The organism is Candidatus Tectomicrobia bacterium (assembly GCA_016192135.1).
Taxonomy (GTDB): Bacteria; UBA8248; UBA8248; order UBA8248; family UBA8248; genus 2-12-FULL-69-37.
Window position 1 is genome coordinate 60,410 of record JACPUR010000016.1, and the last position, 26,241, is coordinate 86,650.

Here is a 26,241-nt window from a genome sequence, read left to right on the forward strand (position 1 = left end):
GCGGCCATGAACATCCTCGCCATCGGGTCCCATCCGGACGACATCGAGTTCGGCTGCGGGGGCGCCCTCGCCCGCTACGCCGAGTCCGGCCACCGGGTGATCATGCTCGTGGTGACAGGCGGGGAGCAGGGGGGCGTCTCGGCCACCCGCCGGAAGGAGCAGCAGGCCGCGGCGGACATCCTGAAGGCGGCCGAGGCCATCTTCGGGGCCTACGAGGACACGCGGGTGCCCCTCACCCGGGAGTTCATCTCCTACCTGGAGGACATCCTCCAGAGGACCCGGCCGCACATGATCTTCGTCCACCACGGGGAGGACACCCACCAGGACCACCGCACGGTGCACACGGCCATCCTCTCGGCCGCGCGCTACGTCCCCAACCTCCTTTTCTACGAAGGCCCCACGACCATCGACTTTCAGCCCACGATCTACGTGAACATCCAGGGAACGCTGGACAGGAAGCTGCGCGCCCTCGAGGCCCACGCTTCCCAGGTCCAGAAAACGAACATCCCCAACACCAACATCCTGGAGATGGCCCGGGCGACGGCCGTGTTCCGGGGCACCCAGGGCCGCGTCCCCGCCGCCGAGGCTTTCCGCTCGGCCCGCCTCTTCCTCGAGCCCTGACCGCCATGGCGCCCGCCGCCATCCCCCACTCCCGGCCCACGCTGGGCGAGGAGGAGGCCCGCGCCGCCGCCGAGGCGGTGCGCTCGGGGCAGATCGCCCAGGGCCCCCGCACGGCCGCCTTCGAGGAGGCCGTGGCCCGCTACGCGGGCAGGGCCTGGGGCGCGGCGGTGAGCAGCGGCACGGCGGCCCTCGGGCTCGCGCTCCACGCGATGGGGGTGGGCGCGGGAGACGAGGTGGTGGTCCCGAGCTACAACTGCCCCGCCCTCGCCCACGCCGTCCGCCACCTGGGCGCCCGGCCCCGCCTGTGCGACGTGGAGCCCGCCACCGGGAACCCGACCCCCGAGACGGTGGGCGCGGCGGCCCGGGGGGCGCGGGCGATCATCGCCGCCCACCTGTTCGGTTTGGCCGCCGACGCGGCGGGCATCGCCGCCCTGGGGGTCCCGCTGGTCGAGGATCTCGCCCAGGCGCTCGGAGCCCGCCGCGCGGAAGGCAAGGCGGGAGGATTCGGGAGGCTCGCCATCTGCAGCTTCTACGCGACGAAGCCCCTCGCGGCGGGCGAGGGAGGGATGGTGCTGGGGGACGAGGAGGCCCTCCTCGCCCGGATCCGGGACGCGCGGGACTACGACGAGCGCGACGACCTCGCCCCGCGCTGGAACTGCAAGCTGACCGACGTCCAGGCGGCGATCGGCCTCGTCCAGCTCTCCCGCTACGAGGGCTTCATCGCGCGCCGGAGGGAGATCGCCGCCCGCTACGCCGAGGGGCTCGCCGGGACCCCGCTGGAGCTGCCCGGCGACCCGCCCGGCGGCCGCCACATCTACCACCGCTACGTGGTGCGCCTGCCGGAGGAATACGCCCGGCGGGGCGGCCCCGGGGCGGCGGAGGAGGCCCTTCAGGCGAAGGGGATCGGGGCGCGGCGCCCCATCTACCGCCCCCTCCACCGCCTCATGGGCGAAGCGGGCTTCCCGGGGGCCGAGGAGGCGTGGGCCCGGCATCTCTCCCTCCCGATCTATCCATCCTTGACGGAGGGGGAGATCGAACGGATCATGGGCGCCGTTCGCTCCCTGTTCTGAGGAGAAGATGGCCACGGCGGACCGCGGCACGACCCCTGCCCAGGAGACCGGCGGCGGCTTCGCCTTCGCTTATCTCTATGGGGCCGCCTTCATCATCCTGGGCTTCATCCTCATGCCCCAGGTGAGGGGCTGGATGAAGGACCACGGCCACCGCTGGGCCTACGTCCCCGCCATCTCCCTGCTCGCCTCGTTCCTGGTCACCCCCATCGTCCGGGCCATCGCCGTCAAGATGGGCGTGGTGGACGTCCCCGACGCCCGGAAGATCCACGCCTCCCCCACGCCGCTCCTCGGGGGTCTGGCCGTCTTCTTCGGCTTCGCCTTCTCCGTCTTCGTGAACAACCTCTACTCGCCGGAGATGATGGGCGTGGCCGTGGCCGCCGCGATCCTCCTCATCGTGGGGGCCTGGGACGACATGCGCCGGGTCCGCGCGACCGTGAAGATGGCCGCCCAGCTCCTCGCCTGCGCCATCGTCGTCTACTCGGGCGTGCGGCTCTCCTTCTTCCCGCCGGGCATCCTGGAGGACACGGTCGAGATATTCCTCACCTTCCTCTGGCTCATCGGCATCTCGAACGCCCTCAACTTCCTCGACGGCATGGACGGCCTCGCCTCGGGCCTGGGGGCCATCGCCGCGCTCTTCTTCGGCGTCTCGGCGCTCCAGACCAACCAGCCTTTCGTCATGTTCCTGAGCCTGGGGCTGATGGGCGGGTGCCTGGGCTTCCTGCCCTACAACCTGCGTTCCGGCAAGCCGGCCGCCATCTTCCTGGGGGACGCCGGGAGCACCTTCATCGGCTTCACCCTGGCCTCCCTCGGCGTCATGGGCACATGGGACGTGAACGACCCCATCAAGGCCTTCGCGATGCCCATGCTGATCCTGGGGGTGCCGATCTTCGACACGACCTTCATCACCGCCTCCCGCGTCGTCTCGGGCCGGGTCGCCTCGGTGCGCGAGTGGCTGGAGTACGTGGGCCGGGACCACATCCACCACAAGCTGGTGGACGTGGGGCTCTCGCGGCGCCAGACCGTCTTCTTCATCTTCCTGGTGGCCGCCTCGCTCGGCATCTCGGCCCTCGTCCTCAGGAACGGCCGCACGGTGGACGCCCTCCTCCTCCTCATCCAGAGCTTCAACATCCTCTTCCTGCTCGTCATCCTGATGCAGAAGGGCGCCGACACCCGCCGCCGCAACGGGGACCCTTCCTGACCCGTCCTGGGGAAAAAAATTTTTTCCCTTGAAGCCGGGGAGGGATGCGTATCCTCCCTCCGCCCGTCCAGTTCCGGGAGGCTCCCCTTCGGGCAGCGCCGTTTTTTTTGCCTCGTATATAGGTGAAGATTGGTGAAAAACAGGGAAAGACGGGACTTTTTTAAAAGGAAGCGGGGGGTGCTTCCCCCGCCCGCCCCGGCGGGATTCAGGCCCGCCCGATGAAATTTTTTGGCTAGAATATCGGTGAATATCGTAGACAGCCCAGGAAAGACGGGCTTTTTACGCCGAAACTCCCGACCCTGCGAACCCTTTGTCCCTCCGTCCGCGTCCGCCCCCGTCCCGAGAAATTTTTTGCCTGGAATATCGTGAAATATCGTAGACAGTCCAGGAAAACGGGGCTTTCTTAGTGAAATTCCTCTCAGGTCCGAAATGCCCTTCCATCCCCGGCATCTCCCCGGCCGGAAACCGGGCGGGCGAGGCCGGCTCTCCTTGAAGATAGGCCGGGAGAGGGAAACCTCCGCTACCGCAATTTCGTCCAATTTCGCGCACGTTCATGCTTGGTCCTCAGGGGGAGCAGATTTTCAAACTTCAAAGTGGGGGACGAGGGAGGCCCGGGTATTGGAGTTCCCCCCATGTTCCCTCCCCCCTGCCACCTCCGCCTACGCGGGCCTCAGCCCTCTCGCCTTCGAGAAGCTCGCTTCGGCGGACGAAGGCCCGGAGGGAGGGGGAGAGGCCAGGGCGTGGACGGGGGTGGTGAATTTCCCTCCCCCTCCGGGGAGAACCCAAGAACCGGTGGAGTAAAGTGTCACCCATGTCCCAGGTCTGATGTGTTACCCATGTACCCGGTTGCACAGAGGGGGAAGCGCCGAGCGCTCCCCCCTGAGGGAAGACGAATCTTGTAATAGCCCCTCGTCCTAGCCTCAGCCAGAGGGCGACCAGGAGATTCGCCCCTACGGATACGACCTTCCCCCGCAAGTGTAGGCCTACAGCCGGGGATAGCGCCCGCGCCAGATCTCGTACAGGGGCGCCCAGTACATGGAGAAGGTGAAGATCCAGGCGAACTCCTCGATGGGGATGCCCTCGATGGCGAACCCCGAGAAGTTCACGAGCTGGTAGCTCGCCCGGAGCGAGGGGAAGGCCCTCCAGAAGACGTAGTAGATGGCCCCGTAGATGAGGGTGGCGGCGAGGCCCGAGAAGAGAATGGGCCGCACCGCGTCCCATCCCAGGAAGCCGAGGAGGACGATCGTCCCCAGCAGCATGGCCCCCCCGGGGAACCAGGCGAAGTTGACGGGCACCTCCGTCCCGCCCGGCAGGTAGAGGGCGAGGAACAGCGCGGGCGCCGCGAGGGTCCAGGCGGGGTGGACCCGCCGCAGGAGGAAGAGGCCCTTCCCCGCCACGGCCTGGTAGGAGCAGGCGCAGAAGCCCCCCAGCACGCCGCAGAAGAGCAGGCTCTCGAGGAAGAGCTCATTGCCCAGGGGGATGGCCTTGAACTTGGGAATCCAGTAGGACGGGATGAAGAGGGGCTCGGTGAACCCGAGGAAGAAGGAAACCCCGCTGGAGAAGAGGAGCTTCCGGCGCAGGTCCTTCCGGAGATGGAAGTAAGCGGCCCATACCGCGCCGAAGGCGAGGGCCAGCCACAGGTAAACGTAGTCCCGCATCCGATTCCTCAGCCGTTCACGAGGCGGACGAGGGGCCTCTCCCCGTGGTACTCGATGATGTTGAGGGCGGCGAAGTCCTGCTCGATGCGGAAGAAGTTCTCGAGGGGGACGCCGAGCGCGTCGCACAAAATCACCCGGTTCACCCCGGCGTGCGCCATCACCATGATGTTCTTTCCCGCCATCTTCTCGCGGAGGCGCCGCAGCGCCCGGCGCACCCTGAGGGCGAGGTCCTGCAGGGACTCCCCGCCCGGCGGCCGGGAGCGCACGAAATCGGCGTAGTGGGCCCTGAGGCGCTCGGGCTCCTTCGCGCTCAGGGAGGCGTAGGTTTCCCCCTCCCATTTCCCCAGGTCCAGCTCGGAGAGCCCCTCCACCACCTCGCCCTCCCCCGGGGGCTCCAGGCCGAGCTCCTCCCGCAGGAGGAGCGAGCTGCGGCGGGCCCGGCGCAGCGGGCTCGTGAAGCAGCGGATCTCCCCGCCGCCGTCCAGCCAGGGCGCGAGGCGCGCGCCGGCCTCCCGCATCTGCGCCTCCCCGCGCGGGGAAAGCTCCACGTCGGTCCGCCCGAAGAAGCGGCCCTGCTCGGAGCCCACCCCCGCGCCGTGCCGCACGAGGAGGAGCCGGATCGGGTGGGAAGCCTTTCCCGGCATGGAGACCGACGGATCGCTCCGGTCCGCCGTCACCGGCTCGGGAAGCTGCGAAACGGGATTCTCCATAAAGAGGGCCTCATTCCTTGACCGCGACCGAGATGTCGCGGATGCCCGCCGAAAAGCTGCTGCCCATGATCTGGACCACGAAGCCGTAGTCGAGGCGCTTGTCCGCCTTGATGGTGAGGGTGTGCCGGCCGGGCTTCGCCGCCGCCTCCTTCAGGCGGCGCTCGAGGGCCGGGAGGGAGAGCGGCTGGCCGTTCAGGCGGATGTCCTTCTCCACCCCGACCTCGACGAGGAAGTCCTGCTTCTGCTGGGCCTGGGCGCTCTGCTTCGACTCGGGCAGCTCGATGTCGAGCCGCCGCGTGAAGTCCACGAACGAGGTGGAAACCATGAAGAAGATGAGGAGGAGGAAGACGAGGTCCGTCATCGAGATGAGCTGGAGGCTGTAGTCCTCCTCCTGCTTCTGGAAGCGCATCTAGGCGTCCTCCCCCGCCTCGGCCGGCGCGGACGCACGCAGGGGCTTTCGGCCCGGCGTCTCGGCCACGACAAGGGCGTCGAGGAGGTTGAGCGCGATGTTCTCCATCTCGAAGATGAGCCGGTCGGCGCGGGAGCGGAGGTAGTGGTAGCCCGCCAGCGCCGGGATGCCCACGGCCAGCCCCGCCACCGTGGTGATGAGGGCCTCGGAGATGCCCCCGGCCACAAGGCTCGGCGTCACCGTCCCCGCGCGCCCGATGGCCTCGAAGGCGCTGAGCATCCCCAGGACCGTCCCGAAGAAGCCCAGCATGGGGGCCAGGTTGGCGATGACGCCCAGCGCCCGCAGGTTGCGCCCCAGGACGGAGGACTCGTGCTGCCCCGTGCCCACCATGGCGCGCTCCATCTCGTCGATCCCCAGGTGGCGCCGCTGGACCCCCGCCCGGAGGATGCGGGCCAGCGGCACGTCGAAGCGCTCGTACACCCGCAGCGCGGCGTCGAAGTCCGCCCGCCGCCAGTAGCGCTCGCTGGCGTGGACCACCTCGTTCGGGATCACCTTCTCGCGGCGGAAGGCGAAGAGGCGCTCGAACACCACGGCCAGGGCCACGATGGAACAGACGCCGAGGGGGACCATGGTGATGCCCCCCTTCTTGACGAAGTCCCAGGCCGCCGGGGAGAGGCCGAAGAGGCCGCCTCCCCCGGCGGGGGGGGCCGGGGCCGCCTGCCCCGCCTGGGCCGCCAAGGCCGCCCCGGCGGCCATAAGAAGCGCCGCGCCCGCCCATGCTCCCGCCTTCCACGCTGTCACTTTCGGATTCCTCCGCTCACGCCGCGCCGGCCGAGGCGGCCAGCAGGCTCTCGACATCTGGCTCGATACGGATGCGCTCCCCGAACACGTCCGCGCAGAGCGGGACGATCGCCTCCGCCACCTGGCTGAGCGGGGGAGCCGCGCCGAGGAGGCGATCGAGCGAGGTCACCCGGGCGCCCGCCTCGCCGCAAGGGTGAATCATCTCGAAAAACCGCAGGTCCGTCGAGACGTTGAAAGCGACCCCGTGCATGGTGATCCACCTCCGGGCGCCCACGCCCAGGGAGAGGATCTTCGCTCCCGCCACCCAGAGGCCCGGCTGCCCCGGCCGGCGCTCGGCCCGGAAGCCGAGATCGGCCAGGTGGCGCACGAACACCTCCTCGAGCCTCCGGCAGTGGCGGTGGACGTCCCGGTCCCGCGCGCGCAGGTCGCACACCGCGTAGAGCATGAGCTGCCCGGGGCCGTGGTAGGTCACCTCGCCGCCCCGGTTGATGCGGACGACGGGCACCTCCGTGCCGTCCCAGGGCGCCCGGGTGCGGAGCACGTTCGCCTCCGCCCCTCCCTGCCCCAGCGTGAACACCGGCTCGTGGTCGAGGAGGAGGAGCGCGTCCTCGGCCAGGCGGCCCGCGGCCCGCTCCTCCCAGAGGCGCCGCTGGAGCGCCCACGCCTCGCCGAAGGCCATCCGCCCCAGGTGGAGGGCTTTCACCGGGAGGCCCTACTCAAAGTAGACCGCCCCCTCCCCCACCAGCTCGCCCAGCTCGGCGGAGAGCGACTCCGAGGGCGCGACGACGAACTCCCGGCCCGCCTGCACCAGCACCTCGCGCTCCGGGAACTGGAGGGCGAAGAGGACGGGCACCTCGCCCGGGTGGCGGGCCAGCACCTCGCGCACCGCCGTCAGCCGGCCGTGGGCGCGGCCCGTCTCGCCCAGATGGAGGACCATCCGCTGGGTGCGCGCCATCTGCGCCTGGGCCAGCGGCTCCACCGAGCGCACCACCACCTGCACCCCCTCCTCCGAGACCTCGGCCATCCCCTCGACCAGGACGGGCTCCTCCGTCTCCAGGCGCGGGAAGAAGGCCTCGAAAACGTCGGGGAACATGGTCATCTCGGCCGTGCCCTCGCGGTCCTCCAGGACGAAGCTGGCCATCCGGCGCCCGGCCCTCGTGGTGCGGATCTTCGAGGAGCGGATGAGGCCCGCCATGCGCACCCGGTGGGTGCCCTCGAGCTCGGCCAGCCGGCGGGAGTCCATGTTGGCGAGGCGGCGGATGGTCTCCTGGTGGTCGTTCAGGGGGTGGCCCGAGACGTAGAAGCCCAGCACCTCCTTCTCGAAGGCGAGCCGCTGACGGGCGGGCCACTCGGGTACATCCGGCAGGGCGGCGGAGAGGGAGGGCGCCTCCTCGGGGGAGAAGAGGCTCGTTTGGCCCATGGCGGTGGTGCGCTGCTCGCGGACCCCCGCCTCCAAGGCGGCGTCGAGCGCGGCCATGGCCTGGGCCCGGCCGATCCCCAGGCTGTCGAAGGCGCACGCCTTGACGAGGCTCTCGACCGCCCGGCGGTTCAAGTGGCGGTGCTCCACCCGGCGGCAGAAGTCGCCCAGGGTGCGGAAGGGCCCCTCCGCCGCCCGGGCGGCCAGGATGGCGTCCACCATGGCCTCCCCCACGTTCTTGACCGCGAGGAGCCCGAAGCGGATGGAGTCGCCCTCGACGGTGAAGTCCTTGTCGCTCGCGTTCACGTCGGGGGGGAGCACCGCGATGCCCATGTCGCGGCACTCGGCGATGTCCTTGATCACCTTGTCCGCGTTGTCGCGGTCGCAGGTCAGGAGGGCCGCCATGAACTCCCGCGGGTGATGGGCCTTGAGGTAGGCCGTGCGGTAGGCGATGAGGGCGTAGGCCGCGCTGTGGCTCTTGTTGAAGCCGTAGCCCGCGAACTGCTGGATCTGGTCCCACAGGGCCTCGACCTTGCGGCGGTCGTGCCCCCAGGCGGCCGCCCCCTCGACGAAGTCCCGCATCTGCTGGGCCATGAGCTCGGGGCTCTTCTTCCCCATGGCCTTGCGCAGCACGTCCGCGCGGCCCAGGGAGAAGCCCGAGAGCGCGTTCGATATCTGCATCACCTGCTCCTGGTACACCATGACGCCGTAGGTGCTCTCCAGGATGGGCTTGAGCTCGGGAAAGAAGTAATCGATCTGCGCCCGCCCGTGCTTGCGGTTGATGAAGGCGTCCACCATCCCGCTGTTGAGGGGCCCGGGGCGGTAGAGGGCCACCATGGCGATGAGGTCCTCGAAGCTCGAGGGGGCGAGCTTCCGGAGGTACTCGCGGATGCCCCGGCTCTCGAGCTGGAAGATGCCCGTGGTGCGGCCCTCGGAGAGGAGCCTGTAGGAGGCCTCGTCGCCGAGCGGCAGGGTGTCGAGGTCGAGCTCCACCCCCTTCAGGCGCACGAGGTCGACGGTCCGCTTGAGGGCGGTCAGGGTCTTGAGGCCCAGGAAGTCCATCTTGAGGAGGCCGAGCTGCTCGACGTCCTTCATGTCGAACTGCGTCATGACCTCGCCGCCGGACCCCTTGTAGAGGGGCACGAAATCCGTGAGCTTCGAGGGCGCGATCACCACCCCCGCCGCGTGGGTGCCCGCGTGGCGGATGTTCCCCTCGAGCTTGCGGGCCGTCTCCATGAGCCGGCCCACGTTCGGGTCGCGGCTCACCGCCTCGCGCAGGCGGGGCTCCTTCTGGAGGGCGTCGTCCAGGGTGATCTTGAGCTCGTTCGGGACGAGCTTGGCGATGCGGTCCACCTCGCCGTAGGGCATGTCCATCACCCGGCCCACGTCGCGGAGCACTCCCTTGGCCAGCATGCTGCCGAAGGTGATGATCTGGCAGACGTTCTCGCGGCCGTACTTCTCCTGCACGTAGCGGATGACCTCGTCCCGGCGGTCCATGCAGAAGTCGATGTCGATGTCGGGGGGGCTCACCCGCTCGGGGTTCAGGAAGCGCTCGAAGAGGAGGGAGTAGCGGAGCGGGTCGATGCCCGTGATCCCCAAGGCGAAGGCGGCGAGGCTCCCCGCCGCCGAGCCCCGCCCCGGCCCCACGGGGATGCCGTTCTCGCGGGCGTAGCGGATGAAGTCCGAGACGACGAGGAAGTAGCCCTCGTATCCCTGGCTGTTGATGACGCCCAGCTCCATGGCGAGGCGCTCGCGGTAGCGCCTGGCCTCGCTCCCGCCGATGCCGAGCTGCTTGAGCCGCTGCTCGAGCCCCTCCTCGGCCAGCTTCCGGAGGTAGGTCTTGCGGTCCGAGCCGTCCGGGATGGGGAAGTCCGGGTAGTGGCTCCCCCCGAACTCGAAGGCGAAGTCGCAGCGCTCGGCCACGGCCAGGGTGTTCCGGAGCGCCTCGGGCACCTCCTTGAACAGGGCCCCCATCTCCCCGGCGCTCTTCAGGTAGAACTCGTGGCTCTTGATGTGCATCCGGTTGGGATCGGTCAGGGTCTTGCCCGTCTGGATGCAGATGAGGACCTCCTGGACGCTGTGGTCGCCCTGGTCCAGGTAGTGCACGTCGTTCGTGGCAACGAGGGGGAGAGCGAGCTCCCGGGCGAGGGCGACGGCCTCGGGGACGAGGCGCTTGTCCTCCTCCATCCCGTGGTCCTGGATCTCCAGGTAGTAGCGGCCCGGGAAGAGCTCCTTGTAGAAGGAGGCTGCCTCGCGGGCGGCGGCGCGGTCCCCCCTCAGGAGGGCCTCGTTCACCTCCCCCTTCAGGCAGGCCGAGGTGCAGATGAGGCCCTCGGCGTGCCGGGCGAGGATCTCCCGGTCCACGCGCGGGAAGTAGTACATCCCCTCGGTGAAGCCCGCCGTCACCAGCTCGCAGAGGTTGCGGTAGCCCTTCGCGTTCTCGGCCAGGAGCAGCATGTGCCAGGAACGGGAGCCCCCCGTGCTGTTGTTCGCCCGGTCGTGGCGGCTGCCCGGGGCGACGTACACCTCGCAGCCGATGATGGGCTTCACCCCCGCCTTCCTGGCCGCCTCGAAGAACTTGATCGCCCCGCACATGTTGCCGTGATCGGTGAGGGCCATGGCGGGCATGCCGAGCGACGCCCCGCGCTGGACCAGGTCGTCGATGCGCGCCGCGCCGTCGAGGAGGCTGTACTGGCTGTGCAGGTGGAGGTGGACGAACTCGGCGGCCCCCATGAGGCTACTCCCACTCGATGGTGGCGGGCGGTTTGGACGAGACATCGTACACCACGCGGTTGATGCCGCGCACTTCGTTGATGATGCGGTTCGAGGCCTCGGCCAGGAGATCGTAGGGCAGGTGGGCCCAGTCGGCCGTCATGCCGTCCTGGCTGGTGACGGCGCGGAGCGCCAGCGCGTTCTCGTAGGTGCGCGCGTCCCCCATCACCCCCACCGTCCGCACGGGCAGCAGGACCGAGAAGGCCTGCCACACCTTGTCGTACCAGCCGCGCTCCCGGAGTATCCCGATGAAGATGGCGTCCGCCTCGCGGAGCACCCGCAGACGATCCTCGGTGATCTCGCCCAGCACCCGCACCGCGAGCCCCGGCCCCGGGAAGGGGTGCCGCCAGAGGATGTCCTCCGGCAGGCCCAGTTCCTCCCCCGCGGCGCGCACCTCGTCCTTGAAGAGCTCCCGCAGCGGCTCGACGAGGGCGAGTTCCATCCGCTCGGGAAGCCCCCCCACGTTGTGGTGGCTCTTGATGGTGGCCGAGGGGCCCTTGAAGGAGACGCTCTCGATCACGTCCGGGTAGAGGGTGCCCTGGGCGAGGAACTTGACCCGCCCGAGCTTGCGGGCCTCCTTCTCGAAGACCCGGATGAAGGTTTCGCCGATGCGCTTGCGCTTGGCCTCGGGGTCGGTCACCCCGGCCAGGGCGGCCAGGAACTCCCGCCGCGCGTCCACCGGGACGAGGTTCATCTCGAGCCTCCGGCCGAAGGTCTCGATGACGCCGGCCCCCTCGTCCTTCCGGAGAAGGCCGTTGTCCACGAAGATGCAGGTGAGCTGGTCCCCCACCGCGCGGTGGATGAGGGTGGCCGCGACGGAGGAGTCCACGCCCCCCGAGAGCCCGCAGATGACCTTCCCGCCCCCGACCTGGGCGCGGATGCGCTCGGTGGCCTCGTCGATGAAGGAGCGCATGTTCCAGTCGCCCTTGCACCCGCACACCCCGAAGACGAAGTTGCGCAGGATCTCCTTCCCCCTCGGGGTGTGCACCACCTCGGGGTGGAACTGGATGCCGTAGCGCAGGCCATCCTCGGAACCCATCGCGGCGACGGGGGAGCCCGCCGAGTGGGCCAGGGGCCGGTAGCCGGGCGGCGGGGCCTCGATGGCGTCGCCGTGGCTCATCCACACCGTCTCGCGCCCCGCCGAGCCCTCGAAGATGCCCACGGGCCGGTCCACCACCAGCTCGGCCCGGCCGTACTCGCGGCGGTGGACGGGGGCCACCCGCCCCCCGAGCAGGTGGGTCATGAGCTGCATGCCGTAGCAGATGCCCAGGACGGGGGCGTCCCCCCGCAGCAGATCGGCGTCCACCGTGGGGGCGCCGTTCTCGTAGACGCTCGACGGGCCTCCCGAGAGGATCACCCCCCTGGTCTCCGGCGTCAGGAGCTCGCGCCAGGAGGCGGTGCAGGGGTGGATTTCGCAGTAGACCTGCATCTCGCGGACGCGACGCGCGATCAACTGGGTGTACTGGGAGCCGAAGTCGAGGATGAGGATCCGCTCGCGCATGATGCTCAGCGGGTGAAGAATTCTTCGAAATAGACCGAGCGCACTTGCCCCTGGACCACCTCCTTCGACAGCCGGGCGATGAGGGCGGCCTTGGCCTGCTCGCGCCCCTTGGGGCTGGCCAGGTCCTGGGGGGTCATGCGGTTGAAATGGTCGAAGACGGCCTCGCGGATGACGGAGCGCTTGCCCGCCACCTCGCGCAAGGCCGCCTGGTTAGAGACGCCCAGGGTGAGGGAGAGGTGAAGGAAGACGGTGGGGCCCTTCTCCCTCGCGTTCCGCCGGCTCCCTTCCAGGGGGATGAAGAAGGGCTCCTCGAGGGCGATCTTCCCGGCGTCGGTCTCGTCCCCCTTGCCGCCGGGGGAGATGGAGGGGAGCGCTGGCTCCTGCGGCCCCGGGGCGAGCACCTTCATCGTCTCGCGCGGGTCCGCCGGGGCCTTGGGCGCCTCCTTGGGCGGGAGCACCCGGGCCTGCTCGACCGCCTTGGGGGCCTCGGCCCGGGGCGCGAGCCCCTGGCGGATGATGAAGGCGAAGGTCCAGCCCATGGACAGGATGAGGGCCGCGCCGGCCGCGGGGACGACGTAGTACATGAGGGCGGAGGGGCGCTTGGCGCCCCGCTTCCGGCCCGCGCCCCCGGCTTCCTCGTCTTCATCCGCCTCCTCCGCCGCCTTGGCCGCGGCGGGCTTTTTCTCCGGGGCGGGCTCGACGAGAGGGGGCCGCTCCTTCTTCGGCGGCGCCGCGACCTCGATGGGATGCTCGTCGCGCTCGAGCTGCGGCCCCGCAGGCGCGGCGGCGGGGGCCGCGGCGGCGCCCCCGGCGAACAGGTCGTCGGCGACGTCGATCTCGGTGGAGCGGCTGGCTTGCGCGGGCGTCTTGGCCATCTTCCGTCCAATCTGAACGGGGGGGCCGGGCCGCCCCTCCGGGGAACGCGCCTAGTCCCGCTGGTAGTTGGGCGCCTCGCGGGTGATGAACACGTCGTGCACGTGGCTCTCCTTGAGCCCCGCGGAGGTGATGCGGATGAACTTCGCGTTCTTGCGGAGCTCGGCGAGGGTGCGGCAGCCCGTGTAGCCCATGCCCGCCGCCAGCCCGCCCATGAGCTGGTAAACGGTGGCCGCCAGGGCGCCCTTGTAGGGGACCCGCCCCTCCACCCCCTCGGGCACCAGCTTGGTCTCGCTGAAGGAGTCCTCGTAGCCGTCCGTGTCCTGGAAGTAGCGGTCGCGGGAGGTGCCGTTCTGCATGGCGCCGACCGAGCCCATGCCGCGGTATATCTTGTAGCTGCGGCCCTGGAAGAGGACGCGCTCGCCCGGGCTCTCCTCCACCCCGGCGAAGAGGCTCCCGATCATGACGGCGTGGGCGCCGGCGGCGATGGCCTTCACGATGTCCCCCGAGTACTTGATGCCCCCGTCCGAGACGACCCGCACCCCGTAGGGCTCGGCGGCGGCCGCGCAGGCCGCCACGGCCGTCAGCTGGGGCACGCCCACGCCCGCCACCACCCGGGTGGTGCAGATGGAGCCGGGCCCGATGCCCACCTTGACGATGTCGGCTCCCGCCTTGATGAGATCCACGGTCCCCTCGGCGGTGGCCACGTTGCCCCCCATGAGGAGCACCCCGGGGTGCAGGGACTTCACGGTCTCCACCGCCTTCAGCACCCGCTCGGAGTGGCCGTGGGCGCTGTCCACGACCAGGAGGTCCACCCCCGCCTCCACCAGGGCCTGGGCGCGATCCCGCATGTCGGCCCCCACGCCCAGCGCCGCGGCGGCCCGCAGCCGCCCGTGCTTGTCCTTGGCGGAGCGGGGGAAGCGCCGCACCTTCTCGACGTCTTTCAGGGTGATGAGCCCCTTCAGGTAGAAGTTCTCGTCCACGACCAAGAGCTTCTCGATGCGGTGCTGGTGGAGGATGCCCTTGCTCTCCTCCAGGGTGGTCCCCACCGGGACGGTGATCAGGCCCGCCTTGGTCATCAACTCGGAGACGGTGCGGTCGAGGTCCGTCTCGAAGCGCACGTCGCGGTTGGTCAGGATGCCGACCAGCCGCCCGCCCTCGGTGATGGGCACCCCGGAAATCCGGTAGGCGGCCATCAGGTCGAGCGCCTCCTTGATCTTCTGGCCCGGGCGCATCGTGATGGGCTGGGTGATCATCCCGCTCTCGGAGCGCTTGACCCGGTCCACCTCCGCCGCCTGGCGATCGACGGGCATGTTGCGGTGGATCACCCCGATTCCCCCCTGCTGGGCCAGGGCGATCGCCAGCGCCGACTCGGTCACGGTGTCCATGGCCGCGCTGAAGAGCGGGATGCGCATCTCCAGCTCCTCGGCGATCGTCACCGTGAGGTCCGCGTCCTTGGGGAGCACCGCGGAGCGCGCGGGCAGGAGCATCACGTCGTCGAAGGTCAGGGCGTCCTGGGGAAAGGAATTGAGCGGCATCGGGGGGCGCTGCTCCGTCTCGGGGTGTGGAATGCCAGCCAGTGGGCGGGCCGGCCGCCCCAACGAGGGCGGCATCGGCTGCGGGCGGATCGTGCGCGGCGGCTCTTCGCCTATAAGCTGTTATGAAATAAAGGGCTCAGGAAAAGAAGAAACCCCACGTTCCCTCCTCCCGCGACAGGCAGCATTTTCCGCCCGGGGGAGGCCCCTGTCAAGAAGAAGGCGGGCGCGCCTCGGCCGGACAGCCACCCTCAGGAGCGCAGGAAGCGCCGCCGGACGGGCCCCGTCCCCAGCACCAGCATCAGGGGGCGCCCGTGGGGGCAGGTCCAGCTCCCCGGCATCCCGTCCACCGCCTTGATGAGGGCCGCCACCTCCTCGGGGTGGAGCGCCTGGGCCGCCTTGACCGCCCCCCGGCAGCTCATCCGGGCGATGATGCCGTCGATGAGGTCGGGGAAGCTCATGGGCTCCTCCCACTCGGCCAGGCCCTCGACCACCCGCCGCACCGCCCCCACCGGGTCGCGCTCGGCGAGGAGCGCGGGCACCGAGCGGATGAGGTACTCCCCCGGGCCCGCCGGCTCGAGCTCGAAGCCCGAGCGCTCGAGCGCCGCGCGGTGCGCCTCGAGCCGGATGGCCTCCTCGGGCCGGAGGCGGATGGAGGCGGGCACCAGGCAGGCCTGGGTCTCGACTCTCCCCTCCCGGAACTCGTCCCGGAAGCGGTTGTAGAGCACCCGCTCGTGGGCCGCGTGCTGGTCCATGAACACGAGGCCCTGGGGCGAGGCGAAGAGGAGGAAGCACTCATCCCACTGCCCCAGGTAGCGGCACTCGCCCAGTCGGATGGGCCGCGAGGGATGGGGCGGCTGGAGCACCCGCTCGAGCGGCCCCGCCAGGGCCGAGGCGCGGAAGACGGGGAGGTTCTTCTCCGCGAGCCCGGGCGGGAGCGGAGGCGCCTCCTCCGGGGCCTGCGCGTACTCGGCGGCCGGCTCGTAGACGAGGGGAGCGGCCTCGCCTTCACGAGAAGGGTCCTCGGGCGCGCGGGGGGGGATGTAGCCCCCTCCCCCGAGCAGGGAGGGCGGGGCGGGCCTCCCGCCGGGGCGGGTCTCCCCCAGCCGCCCCGCCGGGATGGGGGCCTCGGGCCTCCGGTAGGTCAGCCGGGGGCGGGGCGCGGGGGCCCCCAGCGTCCCGGTGAGGGCGTCGCGCACCAGGGCGTAGACGGCCGAGGCGCGGCGGAAGCGCACTTCCTCCTTCGCCGGGTGGACGTTCACGTCCACCTCCTCGGGGGGCAGGTCCAGGAAGAGCACGAAGAGGGGGTGCCGCCCCGAGGGCAGGAAGCTCCGGTAGGCCTCGTAGGCGGCCCGCACCAGGACGGGATCGCGCACCGGGCGGCCGTTCACGAAAAGATACTGCCCGTCCCGGCCCGAGCGGGTGAGGCTGGGGGCTGCGGCCCAGCCGGTGAGCCGCACCCCCTCGCTTTCCCCGTTCACCTCCAGGAGGTGGGGCGCCGAGTCCTTCCCGAGAAGGGCGGCCGCGCGGGAGAGGCGTTCCTCTCCCGCCCGGAGATCCAGGAGCACCTTCCCGCCGTGGCGGAGCACGAAGGCCGCCTCGGGCCGCGCCATCGCCGCCCGGCTCACCACCTCGACGCAGCGCGCCAGCTCGGTCTCGGGCCGCCGGAGGAACTTCCGCCGCGCGGGGACGTTGAAGAAGAGCGAGCGGGCCTCGATCTGGGTGCCCTCGGGCGCCCCCATCTCGGTCACCCGCTTGACCTGCCCCCCCTCGATCACCACCTCGGTGCCGAGCGGCTCGCCGGGCCTCCGGGTGGTGAGGGTCACCTTGCTCACCGCCGCGATGGAGGGCAGCGCCTCCCCCCGGAAGCCCAGGGTGGAGACCCGGTGCAGGTCCTCGGAGGAGGCGATCTTGCTCGTGGCGTGGCGCTCGAAGGCGAGCAGCGCGTCGTCCCGGCCCATGCCTTCGCCGTCGTCCCGCACCCGAATGCTCTGGGCGCCGCCGCCTTCGAGGTCCACCTGGATGCGGCGGGCCCCGGCGTCGAGGGCGTTCTCGACCAGCTCCTTCAGGGCCGCGGCGGGCCGCTGGACCACCTCTCCGGCCGCGATCTGGTTCGCGAGCGCCTCGGGGAGGACGCGGATGCGGCTCGGCTGGGGCATGGGGGGCCTCCCGGGGGAACGAAGGAGCCCCATGCTCCCCCATCCCGGCGGGGCTGTCAAGGCGGACCACAAGATTTAGTGGGGTGAATTGGAAATGATGGCCATATGTGCGCAAAGTGTCCGCGCTAGCGAAGGGGAATCGGCCGCCTCCCCAGCTCATGTCCTTGACAATCAGGCATATCGTGATTTAAATTTAGATAAGCCTAATTATTCTTTTGATCCCCCTCTATCTTACCCGTGAAAAGCTCACACCCGCATCGACGACCCCTGGAGACGTGCTCCAATGAAAAAGCGGACCCAGTCCCCCAACCGCGAAGAAAGCTCATCCGGGCCTCCCGGGTTCTCTTTCAACCGCCGGCGGCTCCTGCAAGGCCTTCTCACCCTCGGCGTCGGGGGAGGTGCCCTCGCCGCGGGGGCGAAGCTGGCGGCGCCCCTCGCCGCGCCCAGCCACGGTGGCCCAGGACATGGGGGCACCGTTTCCTCTTCCTCGCCGCACGAAAACGCCCACGCGGGAGGGCACGGAACTTACCTGGTGCGCGAGCGGATCAGCGACGCCGAGCTCGCGGCCCTGACGGCCCGGGTGAAGCCGCTGCGCCCGAAGAGCCCGATGGAGGTGCTCACCTCCTTCGACTACGGCACCGTCACCCGCCTCGGGGACGGCACCCTGCAGCGCGAGTACGTGATGATCGCCGAGGACGCCGAGATCGAGGTGGCCAGGGGCGTGAAATACCCCGCCTGGACCTACAACGGCTCCGTGCCCGGCCCGACCCTCCGGGCCACCCAGGGCGACCGGCTCAAGATCCACTTCATCAACCAGGGCGGGATGCCCCACACCATCCACTTCCACGGAATCCACGCCGCCAATATGGACGGCGTCCTCGAGGTGGTGCCGAGCGGGGGCAAGTTCACCTACGAGTTCACGGCCGAGCCCTTTGGCATCCACCTCTACCACTGCCACACCATGCCGCTCAAGAAACACGTCGAGAAGGGCCTCTACGGCGCCTTCATCGTGGACCCGCCCGAGCCCCGGCCCAAGGCCCGGGAGCTCGTCATGGTCATGAACGGCTACGACACCGACCTGGACGGGGAGAACGAGTTCTACACCGTGAACGGGGTGGCGAACTACTTCCTGGACCATCCCATCCCCCTCAAGACGGGCGATCCGGTGCGGATCTATCTCGTGAACCTGACCGAGTTCGACCTCCTCAACTCGATGCACATCCACGCCCAGTTCTTCAAGCTCTACCGGACGGGCACGCGGCTCGGCCAATACGAGATCACGGACACCGTGATGCTCTGCCAGGGCGAGCGCTGCATCCTGGAGTTCGCCTACAACTTCCCGGGCCGGTTCATGTTCCACGCCCACCAGTCGGAGTTCGCCGAGCTCGGCTGGATGGGCTTCTTCAACGTGGAGGGGCCGCCTTCCGCCTGATGGGCGTCAAAGGGACGATTCCCGCGCGGGCTCCACGCTTGAAAAGAGGTGACGAACAATGGCCGTCCATCATGCGGAACATGCCTCCCGGCCCGTCACGGGCGGCGCCCTGTGGCGGACGTGCGCCTGGGGGCTCCTACCCCTCCTCCTGCTGGCGGGGCTGGTCTATTACGTCATGACCAGCGGCGAGAATCTCCTCGGCCGCTCCCCGGTCTCCCAGGACGCCCTCCAGAAGCTGGAGTTCCAGCGCGTGGTGCTCCGGCCCGGGAGCATCCTCGTCCAGGCCGTCAACACCGGGCCGGGCCCCGTCGCCGTGGGCCAGGTCACGGTGAACGAGGCGATGTGGAACTTCACGGCCGAGCCCAAGGGCGAGGTCGCCCGCCTGGGCCGGGTCCGGATCTCCATCCCCTATCCCTGGCACGCGGAGGAGCCGCTCAAGATCGCGGTCATCTCCTCGGCCGGGGTGAAGTTCGAGAAAGAAATCAGCGTGGCCATCGAAACCCCCGAGATGGGGATGGCCTCGGTCGGCTACTTCTCCCTCATCGGCATCTACGTGGGCGTCATCCCCGTGTTTTTGGGCTTCTTGTGGAAGCCCTTCTTGGGGCGGCTTGGCCCCGGGGCCATGTCGTTCCTCATCAGCTTCACCGTGGGCGTCCTGCTCGCCCTCGGCGTGGACGTGATGGCCGAGGCCGTGGAGACGGCCGGGCGGGTGGGGAGCGCCCTGAGGGGCGGGGGGGTGGTCACCCTGGGCTTCCTGGCGGGCCTGCTCGTCCTGGGCGGGGTGGAGCAGAGCGTGCCGCGCGGCGCCCCCCTCGAAAGGAAGGACGGCGGGTTCCGGGACAAGCTGATCCTGGCCTACCTCATCTCGGTGGGCATCGGGCTCCACAACTTCGGCGAGGGGGTGGCCATCGGCTCGGCCTACGTGGTGGGCAACGTGGCGCTGGGGGCCCTCCTCATCGTGGGCTTCATGATCCACAACGTGACCGAGGGCATCGCCATCGTGGCCCCCGTGGCCCAGGGGCGCGTCGCGCTCAAGCACCTGGCCTGGATGTGCCTCCTGGCCGGCGCCCCCACCATCGCGGGCGCGGTGATCGGCGGCTTCGCCTACTACGACTCCCTCGCGGCCCTCTTCTTCGCCATCGGGGGCGGCGCCGTCTTCTACGTCGTCTACCAGATCGTGCGGGACATGGCGCGGGGGCGGGGCCTATCCCAAATCACCTGGGCCGAGATCGCGGGCCTCCTCCTGGGCGTCGGGGCGATGTACGCGACGGGGCTCCTCGTGGCCACCTGAGGCAGGGCGTAGCCGCCGTCGGCCCCATTGCTCCTCCCCCCCATGACATCCCCCCTCCCCTCCGTGTAAATTAAGGGGCGGGAAACCGCCTGTCCGAGGATGTTTCGCATGCCCCACGCACCCGACAGCCGCGGGAGGCACCCCGACGGCTTCGACAAGGCCCTGGACGTGATGGCCCGCCTCCGGGCGCCGGAGGGCTGCCCCTGGGACCGGGAGCAGGACCACAAGACCCTCAAGCCCTACTTGATCGAGGAGGCCTACGAGGTCATCGAGGCCATCGAGGCGGGCGATTCCGACAGGCTCCGCGAGGAGCTGGGGGACCTCCTGCTCCAGGTCATCTTCCACTGCCAGCTCGCGAAGGAGCGGGGGCTCTTCGACGCCTTCGAGGTGGCCGGGGCCCTGGCCGAGAAGATGATCGAGCGCCACCCCCACGTCTTCGGCGAAGGGCAGGCCAAGACGAGCGGGGAGGTGCTCCGCAACTGGGAGATCCAGAAGCGCAACGGCCGCGCCCGGAAGGGCGAGAAGGAGGGGAAGCCCTCCATCCTGGACGGGGTGCCCGCCGCGCTCCCGGCCCTGCTGCGCGCCCAGCGGCTCCAGGGTAAGGCCGCGCGCGTGGGCTTCGACTGGAAGGACGCCGGGGGCCCCGCGAAGAAGGTGGAGGAGGAGTGGGGCGAGCTCCGCCGGGCCGTCGAGGCCGGGGACGCGGAGGCCGCCGAGCGCGAGCTGGGGGATCTCCTCTTCGCCGCCGTGAACCTCGCCCGCAAGCTCCGGGTGGACGCCGAGCAGGCCGCCCAGGCCGCGGTGGGCCGCTTCGTGGCGCGCTTCCACCACATCGAGGCCGCGCTCCGCGCCCGGGGCCTCTCGCCCGAGCAGGTCCCGCTCGGGGAGCTCGACCGGCTCTGGGAGGAGGCCAAGGCGCGCGAGGCGGGGCCCTCTCCCGCCTGAGCCCCCAGGGTTAAATGGACCTCCTCTCGTCCTTCCTCCTCGCCTACTCCACCCTCTTCGCCATCGTGGACCCGATCGGCGTCGCCGCCGTCTTCGTGGCCATGACCGAGGCCAATACCCCGGCCGAGCGCCTGCGCATGGCCCGGGCGGGCTCCCTCACGGCGGGCGGGGTGCTCGCCTTCTTCGCCCTGGGCGGGCGGACCCTCTTCGAGATCATCGGGATCACCTACCCGGCCTTCCAGATCGCGGGGGGCGTCATTCTCCTCCTGGCCGCGCTGGACATGGTGCGGGGGGAGCGCGTGGCGGTGCGCACGAGCGCCGAGGAGCACCACGCCGCCGTGGCGAAGGCGGACATCGCCATCACCCCGCTGGCCGTCCCCCTCCTCGCCGGGCCCGGGGCCATCTCGGCCGTCCTGGTCCTGAGCGGGCGGGGCGGCCCGGCCCAGGGCGCGGTGGTCCTCCTGGCCATCGGGGCCATCACCCTCACCTCCTGGCTGGCCCTGCGCGGGTCCATCCGCCTCGCGCGCTTCCTCGGGACCCTGGGAGCGCGGGTGCTGGAGCGCCTCGTGGGGCTCCTCCTCACCGCCCTGGCCGTGCAGTTCATCGTGAGCGGAGTGACGGCGGCGATGGGGAGGGGATGATAAAAGGGCGCCTGAATTCCAGCCAGAATGGGTCAATTTCGCGCTTGAATTCTTTCCTGGCGAAAATCCGGCCGGGGGAACTATATTAAAAATAACCCGCTGAGGCGGGCCAAAGACTCCCGCAAGGGAGCAGGCACCGCAAGGAGGCGATAAAGCCCGCGGTGCCTCAGCCATCAACGGCCCCGGAGCCCCGGCCCCGGGGTTTTTTTGTATCTTCCCCGCCAATCCAAGACGCGCCCCCGCATGCCGTCTCTCCGGCCCGTGTGGTAGGGTAGGAGCGCCCGCAACGAGAATGAGGCTCTGCCCATGCCCCGCTTCCCCCGCAGGCCCGCGCCCCCGTCCGGAGGCGCGTCCCAGGCCGGCCTCTTCGGCGCGGGGACCTTGACCGGCATAATCGAGCACATCCGCTTTAGGGCTGGGTACTTTGTGCGCTGGCGGTTCCTTGGTGCCCTGGCCGTCCAGTTCATCGTGAACGGTATAATGTCGTTCCTGGGGAGAATATAAATGGCCTGTTATCTATGCCTTGATGAGAAAGCAACAATTAAGGGGGACTTGCGGAAAACCGTGCATTGTCGCAATTGCGGCGACTATGAAATAGGACGCGATTTAATAGAAGATATTCCAAGCAAACTGAGAACTGACCATGTACGGCGGTATCTGAGTTATAAGGTTCGACAAATGCAGGGTGGAGCGACACGGCCAATTCTTTACACGGATACGATCAACGCCTTATTAGAAAATATTTCTTATCCTCGTCCACGAGAACAAGCGGATAACTTGGTACGCTGGTTGGGCAACCAGCTTGCTCAGGTCGATCCTGCAGGATGGCAAGAAATCGGCTGGCCCGAAGGTGGTTCCCTTATAGGTGCGCTCACTAAAGATGGATTCTATCGAATACGCGACCAATTAATTCATAAGGACAAATTGGTAGAAATTGAACAAGTAGAGAAGAGAAAAATCAGCCTCACCTTTGCAGGATGGGAACGATATGAAGAAATAATGCGCGGATATACCGAAGAGCGCCTAGCTTTTATGGCTATGCCTTTTGATGTCCCGGAACTCGAAGACATGTTCAAGAATTGGCTCAAGCCTGCCGTGGACAAGACTGGGTTTGAACTTCGCGCGGTCAATGAGAAACCCAAAGCGGGACTAATTGACGACCGAATTCTAGTTGAGATTCGGCGTTCGCGTTTTCTTGTCGCCGAGGTTAGCGACAAGAATTGGAACGTATCTTGGGAGGCGGGATTTGCTGCGGGATTGGGTAAACCTGTCTTTTACCTTTGCGAGAAATCAAAATTTGAAAGTGGCAAGGGAATGTTTGATACCAGCCATCAACATACAGTTCTATGGACCGCGAACAACTTCGCAGCAGCGATGGAAGAACTCAAGGCGGCCATCCGAAATACTCTCCCGACCGAAGCCAAAATGGCGGATGGCTAACATGCCCCGCTTCCCCCGCAGGCCCGCGCCCCCGTCCGGAGGCGCGTCCCAGGCCGGCCTCTTCGGCGTGGGGACGCTCACCGGCACGATCGAGCGCGTCCGCTTCCGGGCCGAGGACACGGGCTACACCGTCCTGGTGATCGTGCCCGACGAGCTGGCCGAGTCCGTCGTGGCGGTGGGCCACCTGGGGGCGCTCCGCGAGGGGGAGCGGGTGCGCTTCGAGGGGGAGTGGAAGGATCACCCCCGCTACGGGCGTCAGTTCCAGGTGAGGGTGGCCCAGCCGCTCGCCCCGGCCACGGCCGAGGGGATCGAGAAGTTCCTCGCGGCGGGCCCGGTCAAGCACATCGGGCCCGCCCTGGCCCGGCGCATCGTGGAGCGCTTCGGGGAGCGCACGCTCGAGGTCTTCGACCAGGAGCCCCAGCGCCTGCTGGAGATCCCGGGCCTCGGCCAGAAGAAGCTGGCCGAGGCGCTCGATAGCTGGCGCAGCCACGGCGAGGCGCGGGAGGTGATGCTCTTCCTCCAGCAGAACGGCCTCTCGCTGCACCTGGCCGAGAAGATATTCCGGGCCTACGGCGCCCAGGCCATCCCCATCCTCCGCGAGAACCCCTACCGGCTCGCGACCGACATCTTCGGCGTGGGCTTCCGCACCGCCGACCGGGTGGCGCGGCAGATCGGCTTCCCGCAGGACGACCCCGCCCGCTGCGCCGCGGGGGCGCTCTACCTCCTCCAGCAGCTTTCGGAGCGCGACGGGCACGTGTTCGTCCCCTGGCGGGGGGCGGCCGAGGAGGCGGCGGGGCTCCTGGGGGTCGAGCCGGCCCGGGTGGAGGAGGCGCTGGAGTCGCTCCGGAGGCAGGGGGCGGTGGTGGTGGAGGAGGCGGCGGGGGAGCGCCGCCTCTACGCCAAGGCCCTCCACGCCTCGGAGTGCGAGGTGGCCCGGCGGCTGGCGGGCCTGCTCAAGACTCCGCGCGACGAGGCGCGGCTCGAGTCCGCCCTGCGGGGCCTGGGGGTCTCGGGCGGGAACCTCAGGGAGCGCCTCAGGCGGCTCGCCCAGCGGGCGCTGGAGGGGGGCCAGGCCACGGGGGACCAGGCCCGGGCCATCGAGGACGCCCTGGCCGAGAAGGCCCTGGTGGTGACCGGGGGCCCGGGGACGGGCAAGACCACCATCGTCAACGCGGTGACCCGGCTCTACGGCCAGCTCGGCCTCCAGGTCTTGCTCGCCGCCCCCACCGGGCGGGCGGCCAAGCGGCTGGCCGAGGTGACGGGCCACGAGGCCTCGACCATCCACCGGCTGCTCGAGTACAGCTGGACGCTCGGCGGCTTCGCCCGGAACGCCTCCCAGCCCCTCGCGGCGGACGCGGTGATCATCGACGAGGCCTCGATGCTGGACATACACCTCGCGGCGAGCCTCCTGCGCGCGGTGCCGGACATGGCCACCTTCGTCCTGGTGGGGGACGTGGACCAGCTCCCCTCTGTGGGGCCGGGGAACGTGCTCCGGGACGTGATCGAGTCGGGCGGGGTGCCGGTGGTGCGCCTCAAGGAGGTGTTCCGCCAGGCGAAGGAGAGCCTCATCGTCGAGAACGCCCACCGGGTGAACGGGGGGGAGATGCCCCTCGAGGCGCCTCCCGAGCGCGAGGGGGCGGACTTCTTCTTCATCGAGGAGGCGGACCCGGCCCGCTGCGCCGATCTCATCGTCGAGCTGTGCCGGGAGCGCATCCCCCGGCGCTTCGGCCTCGACCCCATCCAGGACATCCAGGTGCTCGCCCCCATGCAGCGGGGGGTGCTCGGGGTGCGGAGCCTGAACGAGCGGCTCCAGGAGGCGCTGAACCCGGCCGGCGGGGGGCCGCTCCTCCTCAGCGGGGGGCGCGCCTTCCGCAAGGGGGACAAGCTCATCCAGATCCGCAACAACTACGACAAGAACGTCTTCAACGGGGATATCGGGGTGGTGGAGCGGGTGGACCCGGCCGAGGGCGCGCTCTGGGCCGCCTTCGACGGGGAGATCGTCGAGTACACGGCGGGGAGCCTGGACGAGGTGGTCCACGCCTTCGCCGTGACGGTCCACAAGAGCCAGGGGAGCGAGTACCCGGCGGTGGTGGTGCCGCTGCACACCCAGCACTTCCCCATGCTCCAGCGGAACCTGGTCTACACGGCCCTCACCCGGGCGAGGCGGCTGGCGGTGTTCGTGGGGACCAAGAAGGCGCTCGCCATCGCCCTCAAGAACGCGCGCGTCAGGCGGCGCTGGAGCCGCCTGGCCGAGCGCCTGCGCTCCGCGGCGGGGCTGCCCCCGGCGGCCGCCGGGGAACCGCCCGCCGAGCCGATGCCGGACGTGGACGGGGACGAGGCGATCTGAAACGGCGTTCGAGACGCCCGAATCCGTAGGGGCGGTTCGCGAACCGCCCCTACAACGGCCTCGCCCTATTCGTCCGTGGGGGCGAGGCATGCCTCGCCCCTGCCAGATTGTGTGAGAGGCGACCGACCGGCCGCCCCTCGAAACGTGAGCCAGATGGGCTTGCGAAAGCGCGACCTACCGGAAGAAATACTCCAGCACCCGGAAGACGATCATGGTGGCCCCCGCCGCGAAGGGCAGGGTCACCACCCACGCATAGACGATGTTCCGGATGACCCGCAGGTTCAGGGCCCCCACGCCGCGCGCCATGCCCACCCCGATGACCGCCCCCACGATGGTGTGGGAGGTCGAGATGGGCAGCCCGAGTTGGGAGGCGACGAGGACGGTGGCCGCCGCCCCGAACTGGGCGGCGAAGCCGTTCTGGGGGTTGATCTCGGTGATCTTCCCCCCGATGGTGGCGATGACCTTCCGGCCGTAGACGGCGAGCCCCGCGACGATGCCCACCCCGCCCAGTCCCAGCACCCACCAGGGGACCTCCACCTTGGCCGTGGGCACCGTGCCCGAGCGGTAGATGTCCAGGACGGCGGCCATCGGCCCCACGGCGTTCCCCACGTCGTTCGCGCCGTGGGCGAAGGCGACGTAGCCCGCCGTGGCGACCATCAGGAAGCCGAAGAAGCGGTTCGTGAGCTCCTTCCCCTGCGGCCGGCCCTCCGCCCCCAGCCAGGAGCGGGTGACGAGGGCGACGAGCCCCCCGAGGAGGACGCCCAGGAGCAGCACGCTCCAGAAGGTCACCGGGAGCTTCAGGTTCTTCATGCCCTTGAAGACGAAGGACTGGAGCAGCACCACCACCACGATGAAGAGGATGAGCGGAGCGTAGCGCCTTGTGGCATCGTCCCGGTCGCGCACGGCCAGGATCTTGTCGCGGATAAAGCCGTAGATCCAATAGCTCAGCAGCCCGCCCGCAAGGGGCGAGACGAACCAGCTCGCCACGATCTTGGCGAGGTTCCAGAGGTAGAGGCCATCCATCCCCCGGGCGACCAGCCCGAAGCCCACCACCGAGCCGACGATGGAGTGGGTGGTCGAGACGGGGAGGCCCAGCATCGTGGCGGCGTGCAGCCAGAAGGCGGAGCCCAGGAGGGCCGCCGACATCCCCAGCATGAACTCGAGCGGCTGCCCTCGGAAGAGGGCCGGCTTCACGATGCCCTGGTGGATGGTGGAGGTGACGTGCTCGCCCACGAGGACGGCGCCCAGGAACTCGGCCACGCCGGCGATGACAAGAGCCGCGCCCAGGGAGAGCGCCCCGCTCCCCACGGGGGCCCCCATGGCGTTCGCCACGTCGTTCGCGCCGATGGCCCACGCCATGTAGAAGGCGAAGACGCAGGTCAGGATGAGCAGCGTGAAGGGCAAGGCCATGCCGCTTAATC

At 69.5% G+C, this 26,241-nt stretch carries 20 protein-coding genes; 9 read left to right on the plus strand and 11 right to left on the minus strand.

Annotation, left to right across the window (positions count from 1 at the left end; genetic code table 11):
• The first annotated feature begins 6 nt into the window (after positions 1-6).
• From HYZ11_06290 to HYZ11_06300, 3 genes are read left to right on the plus strand one after another with little or no spacing between them, the layout of a single operon-like run.
• Positions 7-621 (plus strand): PIG-L family deacetylase, encoded by a 615-nt coding sequence (locus HYZ11_06290; GenBank protein ID MBI3127194.1) that lies wholly within the window; start codon positions 7-9, stop codon positions 619-621.
• A 5-nt stretch (positions 622-626) separates the two neighbouring features.
• Positions 627-1,691, plus strand: a complete 1,065-nt coding sequence (locus tag HYZ11_06295; GenBank protein ID MBI3127195.1) for a DegT/DnrJ/EryC1/StrS family aminotransferase — start codon at positions 627-629, stop codon at positions 1,689-1,691.
• Positions 1,692-1,698: 7 nt separating this feature from the next.
• The gene (locus HYZ11_06300) at positions 1,699-2,889 is read left to right on the plus strand and encodes an undecaprenyl/decaprenyl-phosphate alpha-N-acetylglucosaminyl 1-phosphate transferase (protein MBI3127196.1); all 1,191 of its coding nucleotides are present in this window, start codon (positions 1,699-1,701) and stop codon (positions 2,887-2,889) included.
• Between the two features lie 983 nt (positions 2,890-3,872).
• Here HYZ11_06300 and HYZ11_06305 read toward each other — a convergent pair.
• From HYZ11_06305 to mutL, 10 genes are all read right to left on the minus strand, one after another.
• On the minus strand, positions 3,873-4,547 hold the full coding sequence (locus tag HYZ11_06305) for a hypothetical protein (protein ID MBI3127197.1): 675 nt from the start codon (positions 4,545-4,547) through the stop codon (positions 3,873-3,875).
• A gap of 8 nt (positions 4,548-4,555) precedes the next feature.
• Positions 4,556-5,257 (minus strand): histidine phosphatase family protein, encoded by a 702-nt coding sequence (locus HYZ11_06310; protein MBI3127198.1) that lies wholly within the window; start codon positions 5,255-5,257, stop codon positions 4,556-4,558.
• Positions 5,258-5,267: 10 nt separating this feature from the next.
• Positions 5,268-5,666, minus strand: coding sequence for a biopolymer transporter ExbD (locus HYZ11_06315; protein ID MBI3127199.1), 399 nt, complete (start codon positions 5,664-5,666; stop codon positions 5,268-5,270).
• A complete protein-coding gene (locus tag HYZ11_06320) occupies positions 5,667-6,467 on the minus strand; it encodes a MotA/TolQ/ExbB proton channel family protein (protein ID MBI3127200.1) in 801 nt (266 codons plus the stop codon).
• A gap of 16 nt (positions 6,468-6,483) precedes the next feature.
• Entirely contained in the window at positions 6,484-7,170 is a 687-nt protein-coding gene (lipB, locus tag HYZ11_06325; GenBank protein ID MBI3127201.1) for a lipoyl(octanoyl) transferase LipB, read from the minus strand.
• Positions 7,171-7,179: 9 nt separating this feature from the next.
• Positions 7,180-10,617, minus strand: coding sequence for a DNA polymerase III subunit alpha (gene dnaE / locus HYZ11_06330; GenBank protein ID MBI3127202.1), 3,438 nt, complete (start codon positions 10,615-10,617; stop codon positions 7,180-7,182).
• A 4-nt stretch (positions 10,618-10,621) separates the two neighbouring features.
• A complete protein-coding gene (gene guaA / locus HYZ11_06335; protein ID MBI3127203.1) occupies positions 10,622-12,157 on the minus strand; it encodes a glutamine-hydrolyzing GMP synthase in 1,536 nt (511 codons plus the stop codon).
• Positions 12,158-12,162: 5 nt separating this feature from the next.
• Entirely contained in the window at positions 12,163-13,032 is an 870-nt protein-coding gene (locus tag HYZ11_06340) for a flagellar basal body-associated FliL family protein (protein ID MBI3127204.1), read from the minus strand.
• Positions 13,033-13,083: 51 nt separating this feature from the next.
• Positions 13,084-14,568 (minus strand): IMP dehydrogenase, encoded by a 1,485-nt coding sequence (gene guaB, locus HYZ11_06345; protein MBI3127205.1) that lies wholly within the window; start codon positions 14,566-14,568, stop codon positions 13,084-13,086.
• A gap of 248 nt (positions 14,569-14,816) precedes the next feature.
• A complete protein-coding gene (mutL, locus tag HYZ11_06350) occupies positions 14,817-16,724 on the minus strand; it encodes a DNA mismatch repair endonuclease MutL (GenBank protein MBI3127206.1) in 1,908 nt (635 codons plus the stop codon).
• Positions 16,725-17,007: 283 nt separating this feature from the next.
• On the opposite strand from mutL, the gene HYZ11_06355 reads away from it, so the two are divergent.
• From HYZ11_06355 to HYZ11_06380, 6 genes are all read left to right on the plus strand, one after another.
• Complete coding sequence (locus tag HYZ11_06355) at positions 17,008-18,156, plus strand: multicopper oxidase domain-containing protein (GenBank protein ID MBI3127207.1); 1,149 nt, start codon at positions 17,008-17,010, stop codon at positions 18,154-18,156.
• Positions 18,157-18,214: 58 nt separating this feature from the next.
• Positions 18,215-19,447 carry a metal transporter gene (locus tag HYZ11_06360; GenBank protein MBI3127208.1) on the plus strand — a complete coding sequence of 411 codons (1,233 nt, stop codon included), beginning with the start codon at positions 18,215-18,217 and terminating at the stop codon, positions 19,445-19,447.
• A gap of 108 nt (positions 19,448-19,555) precedes the next feature.
• A complete protein-coding gene (gene mazG, locus HYZ11_06365) occupies positions 19,556-20,392 on the plus strand; it encodes a nucleoside triphosphate pyrophosphohydrolase (protein MBI3127209.1) in 837 nt (278 codons plus the stop codon).
• A gap of 14 nt (positions 20,393-20,406) precedes the next feature.
• Positions 20,407-21,033: a MarC family protein gene (locus HYZ11_06370; GenBank protein MBI3127210.1), complete on the plus strand. Its 627-nt coding sequence runs from the start codon at positions 20,407-20,409 to the stop codon at positions 21,031-21,033.
• 504 nt (positions 21,034-21,537) lie between these two features.
• The gene (locus HYZ11_06375) at positions 21,538-22,473 is read left to right on the plus strand and encodes a hypothetical protein (GenBank protein ID MBI3127211.1); all 936 of its coding nucleotides are present in this window, start codon (positions 21,538-21,540) and stop codon (positions 22,471-22,473) included.
• 1 nt (position 22,474) lies between these two features.
• Positions 22,475-24,820, plus strand: a complete 2,346-nt coding sequence (locus HYZ11_06380) for an ATP-dependent RecD-like DNA helicase (GenBank protein ID MBI3127212.1) — start codon at positions 22,475-22,477, stop codon at positions 24,818-24,820.
• A gap of 174 nt (positions 24,821-24,994) precedes the next feature.
• On the opposite strand, the gene HYZ11_06385 is transcribed toward HYZ11_06380, so the two are convergent.
• Positions 24,995-26,230 (minus strand): inorganic phosphate transporter, encoded by a 1,236-nt coding sequence (locus HYZ11_06385; protein ID MBI3127213.1) that lies wholly within the window; start codon positions 26,228-26,230, stop codon positions 24,995-24,997.
• Positions 26,231-26,241: the final 11 nt, after the last annotated feature.

What these genes read in the sequence shown, in the direction of transcription:
- HYZ11_06375 (MBI3127211.1), top strand. Translation starts at nt 21,538, where the DNA reads ATGGCCTGTTATCTATGCCTTGATGAGAAAGCAACAATTAAGGGGGAC.
- HYZ11_06340 (MBI3127204.1), bottom strand. Translation starts at nt 13,032, where the DNA reads ATGGCCAAGACGCCCGCGCAAGCCAGCCGCTCCACCGAGATCGACGTC.
- HYZ11_06295 (MBI3127195.1), top strand. Translation starts at nt 627, where the DNA reads ATGGCGCCCGCCGCCATCCCCCACTCCCGGCCCACGCTGGGCGAGGAG.
- HYZ11_06370 (MBI3127210.1), top strand. Translation starts at nt 20,407, where the DNA reads ATGGACCTCCTCTCGTCCTTCCTCCTCGCCTACTCCACCCTCTTCGCC.
- HYZ11_06385 (MBI3127213.1), bottom strand. Translation starts at nt 26,230, where the DNA reads ATGGCCTTGCCCTTCACGCTGCTCATCCTGACCTGCGTCTTCGCCTTC.
- HYZ11_06305 (MBI3127197.1), bottom strand. Translation starts at nt 4,547, where the DNA reads ATGCGGGACTACGTTTACCTGTGGCTGGCCCTCGCCTTCGGCGCGGTA.
- guaB (MBI3127205.1), bottom strand. Translation starts at nt 14,568, where the DNA reads ATGCCGCTCAATTCCTTTCCCCAGGACGCCCTGACCTTCGACGACGTG.
- HYZ11_06315 (MBI3127199.1), bottom strand. Translation starts at nt 5,666, where the DNA reads ATGCGCTTCCAGAAGCAGGAGGAGGACTACAGCCTCCAGCTCATCTCG.
- HYZ11_06355 (MBI3127207.1), top strand. Translation starts at nt 17,008, where the DNA reads ATGAAAAAGCGGACCCAGTCCCCCAACCGCGAAGAAAGCTCATCCGGG.
- guaA (MBI3127203.1), bottom strand. Translation starts at nt 12,157, where the DNA reads ATGCGCGAGCGGATCCTCATCCTCGACTTCGGCTCCCAGTACACCCAG.
- mutL (MBI3127206.1), bottom strand. Translation starts at nt 16,724, where the DNA reads ATGCCCCAGCCGAGCCGCATCCGCGTCCTCCCCGAGGCGCTCGCGAAC.
- HYZ11_06310 (MBI3127198.1), bottom strand. Translation starts at nt 5,257, where the DNA reads ATGGAGAATCCCGTTTCGCAGCTTCCCGAGCCGGTGACGGCGGACCGG.
- HYZ11_06290 (MBI3127194.1), top strand. Translation starts at nt 7, where the DNA reads ATGAACATCCTCGCCATCGGGTCCCATCCGGACGACATCGAGTTCGGC.
- HYZ11_06380 (MBI3127212.1), top strand. Translation starts at nt 22,475, where the DNA reads ATGCCCCGCTTCCCCCGCAGGCCCGCGCCCCCGTCCGGAGGCGCGTCC.
- mazG (MBI3127209.1), top strand. Translation starts at nt 19,556, where the DNA reads ATGCCCCACGCACCCGACAGCCGCGGGAGGCACCCCGACGGCTTCGAC.
- HYZ11_06300 (MBI3127196.1), top strand. Translation starts at nt 1,699, where the DNA reads ATGGCCACGGCGGACCGCGGCACGACCCCTGCCCAGGAGACCGGCGGC.
- dnaE (MBI3127202.1), bottom strand. Translation starts at nt 10,617, where the DNA reads ATGGGGGCCGCCGAGTTCGTCCACCTCCACCTGCACAGCCAGTACAGC.
- HYZ11_06360 (MBI3127208.1), top strand. Translation starts at nt 18,215, where the DNA reads ATGGCCGTCCATCATGCGGAACATGCCTCCCGGCCCGTCACGGGCGGC.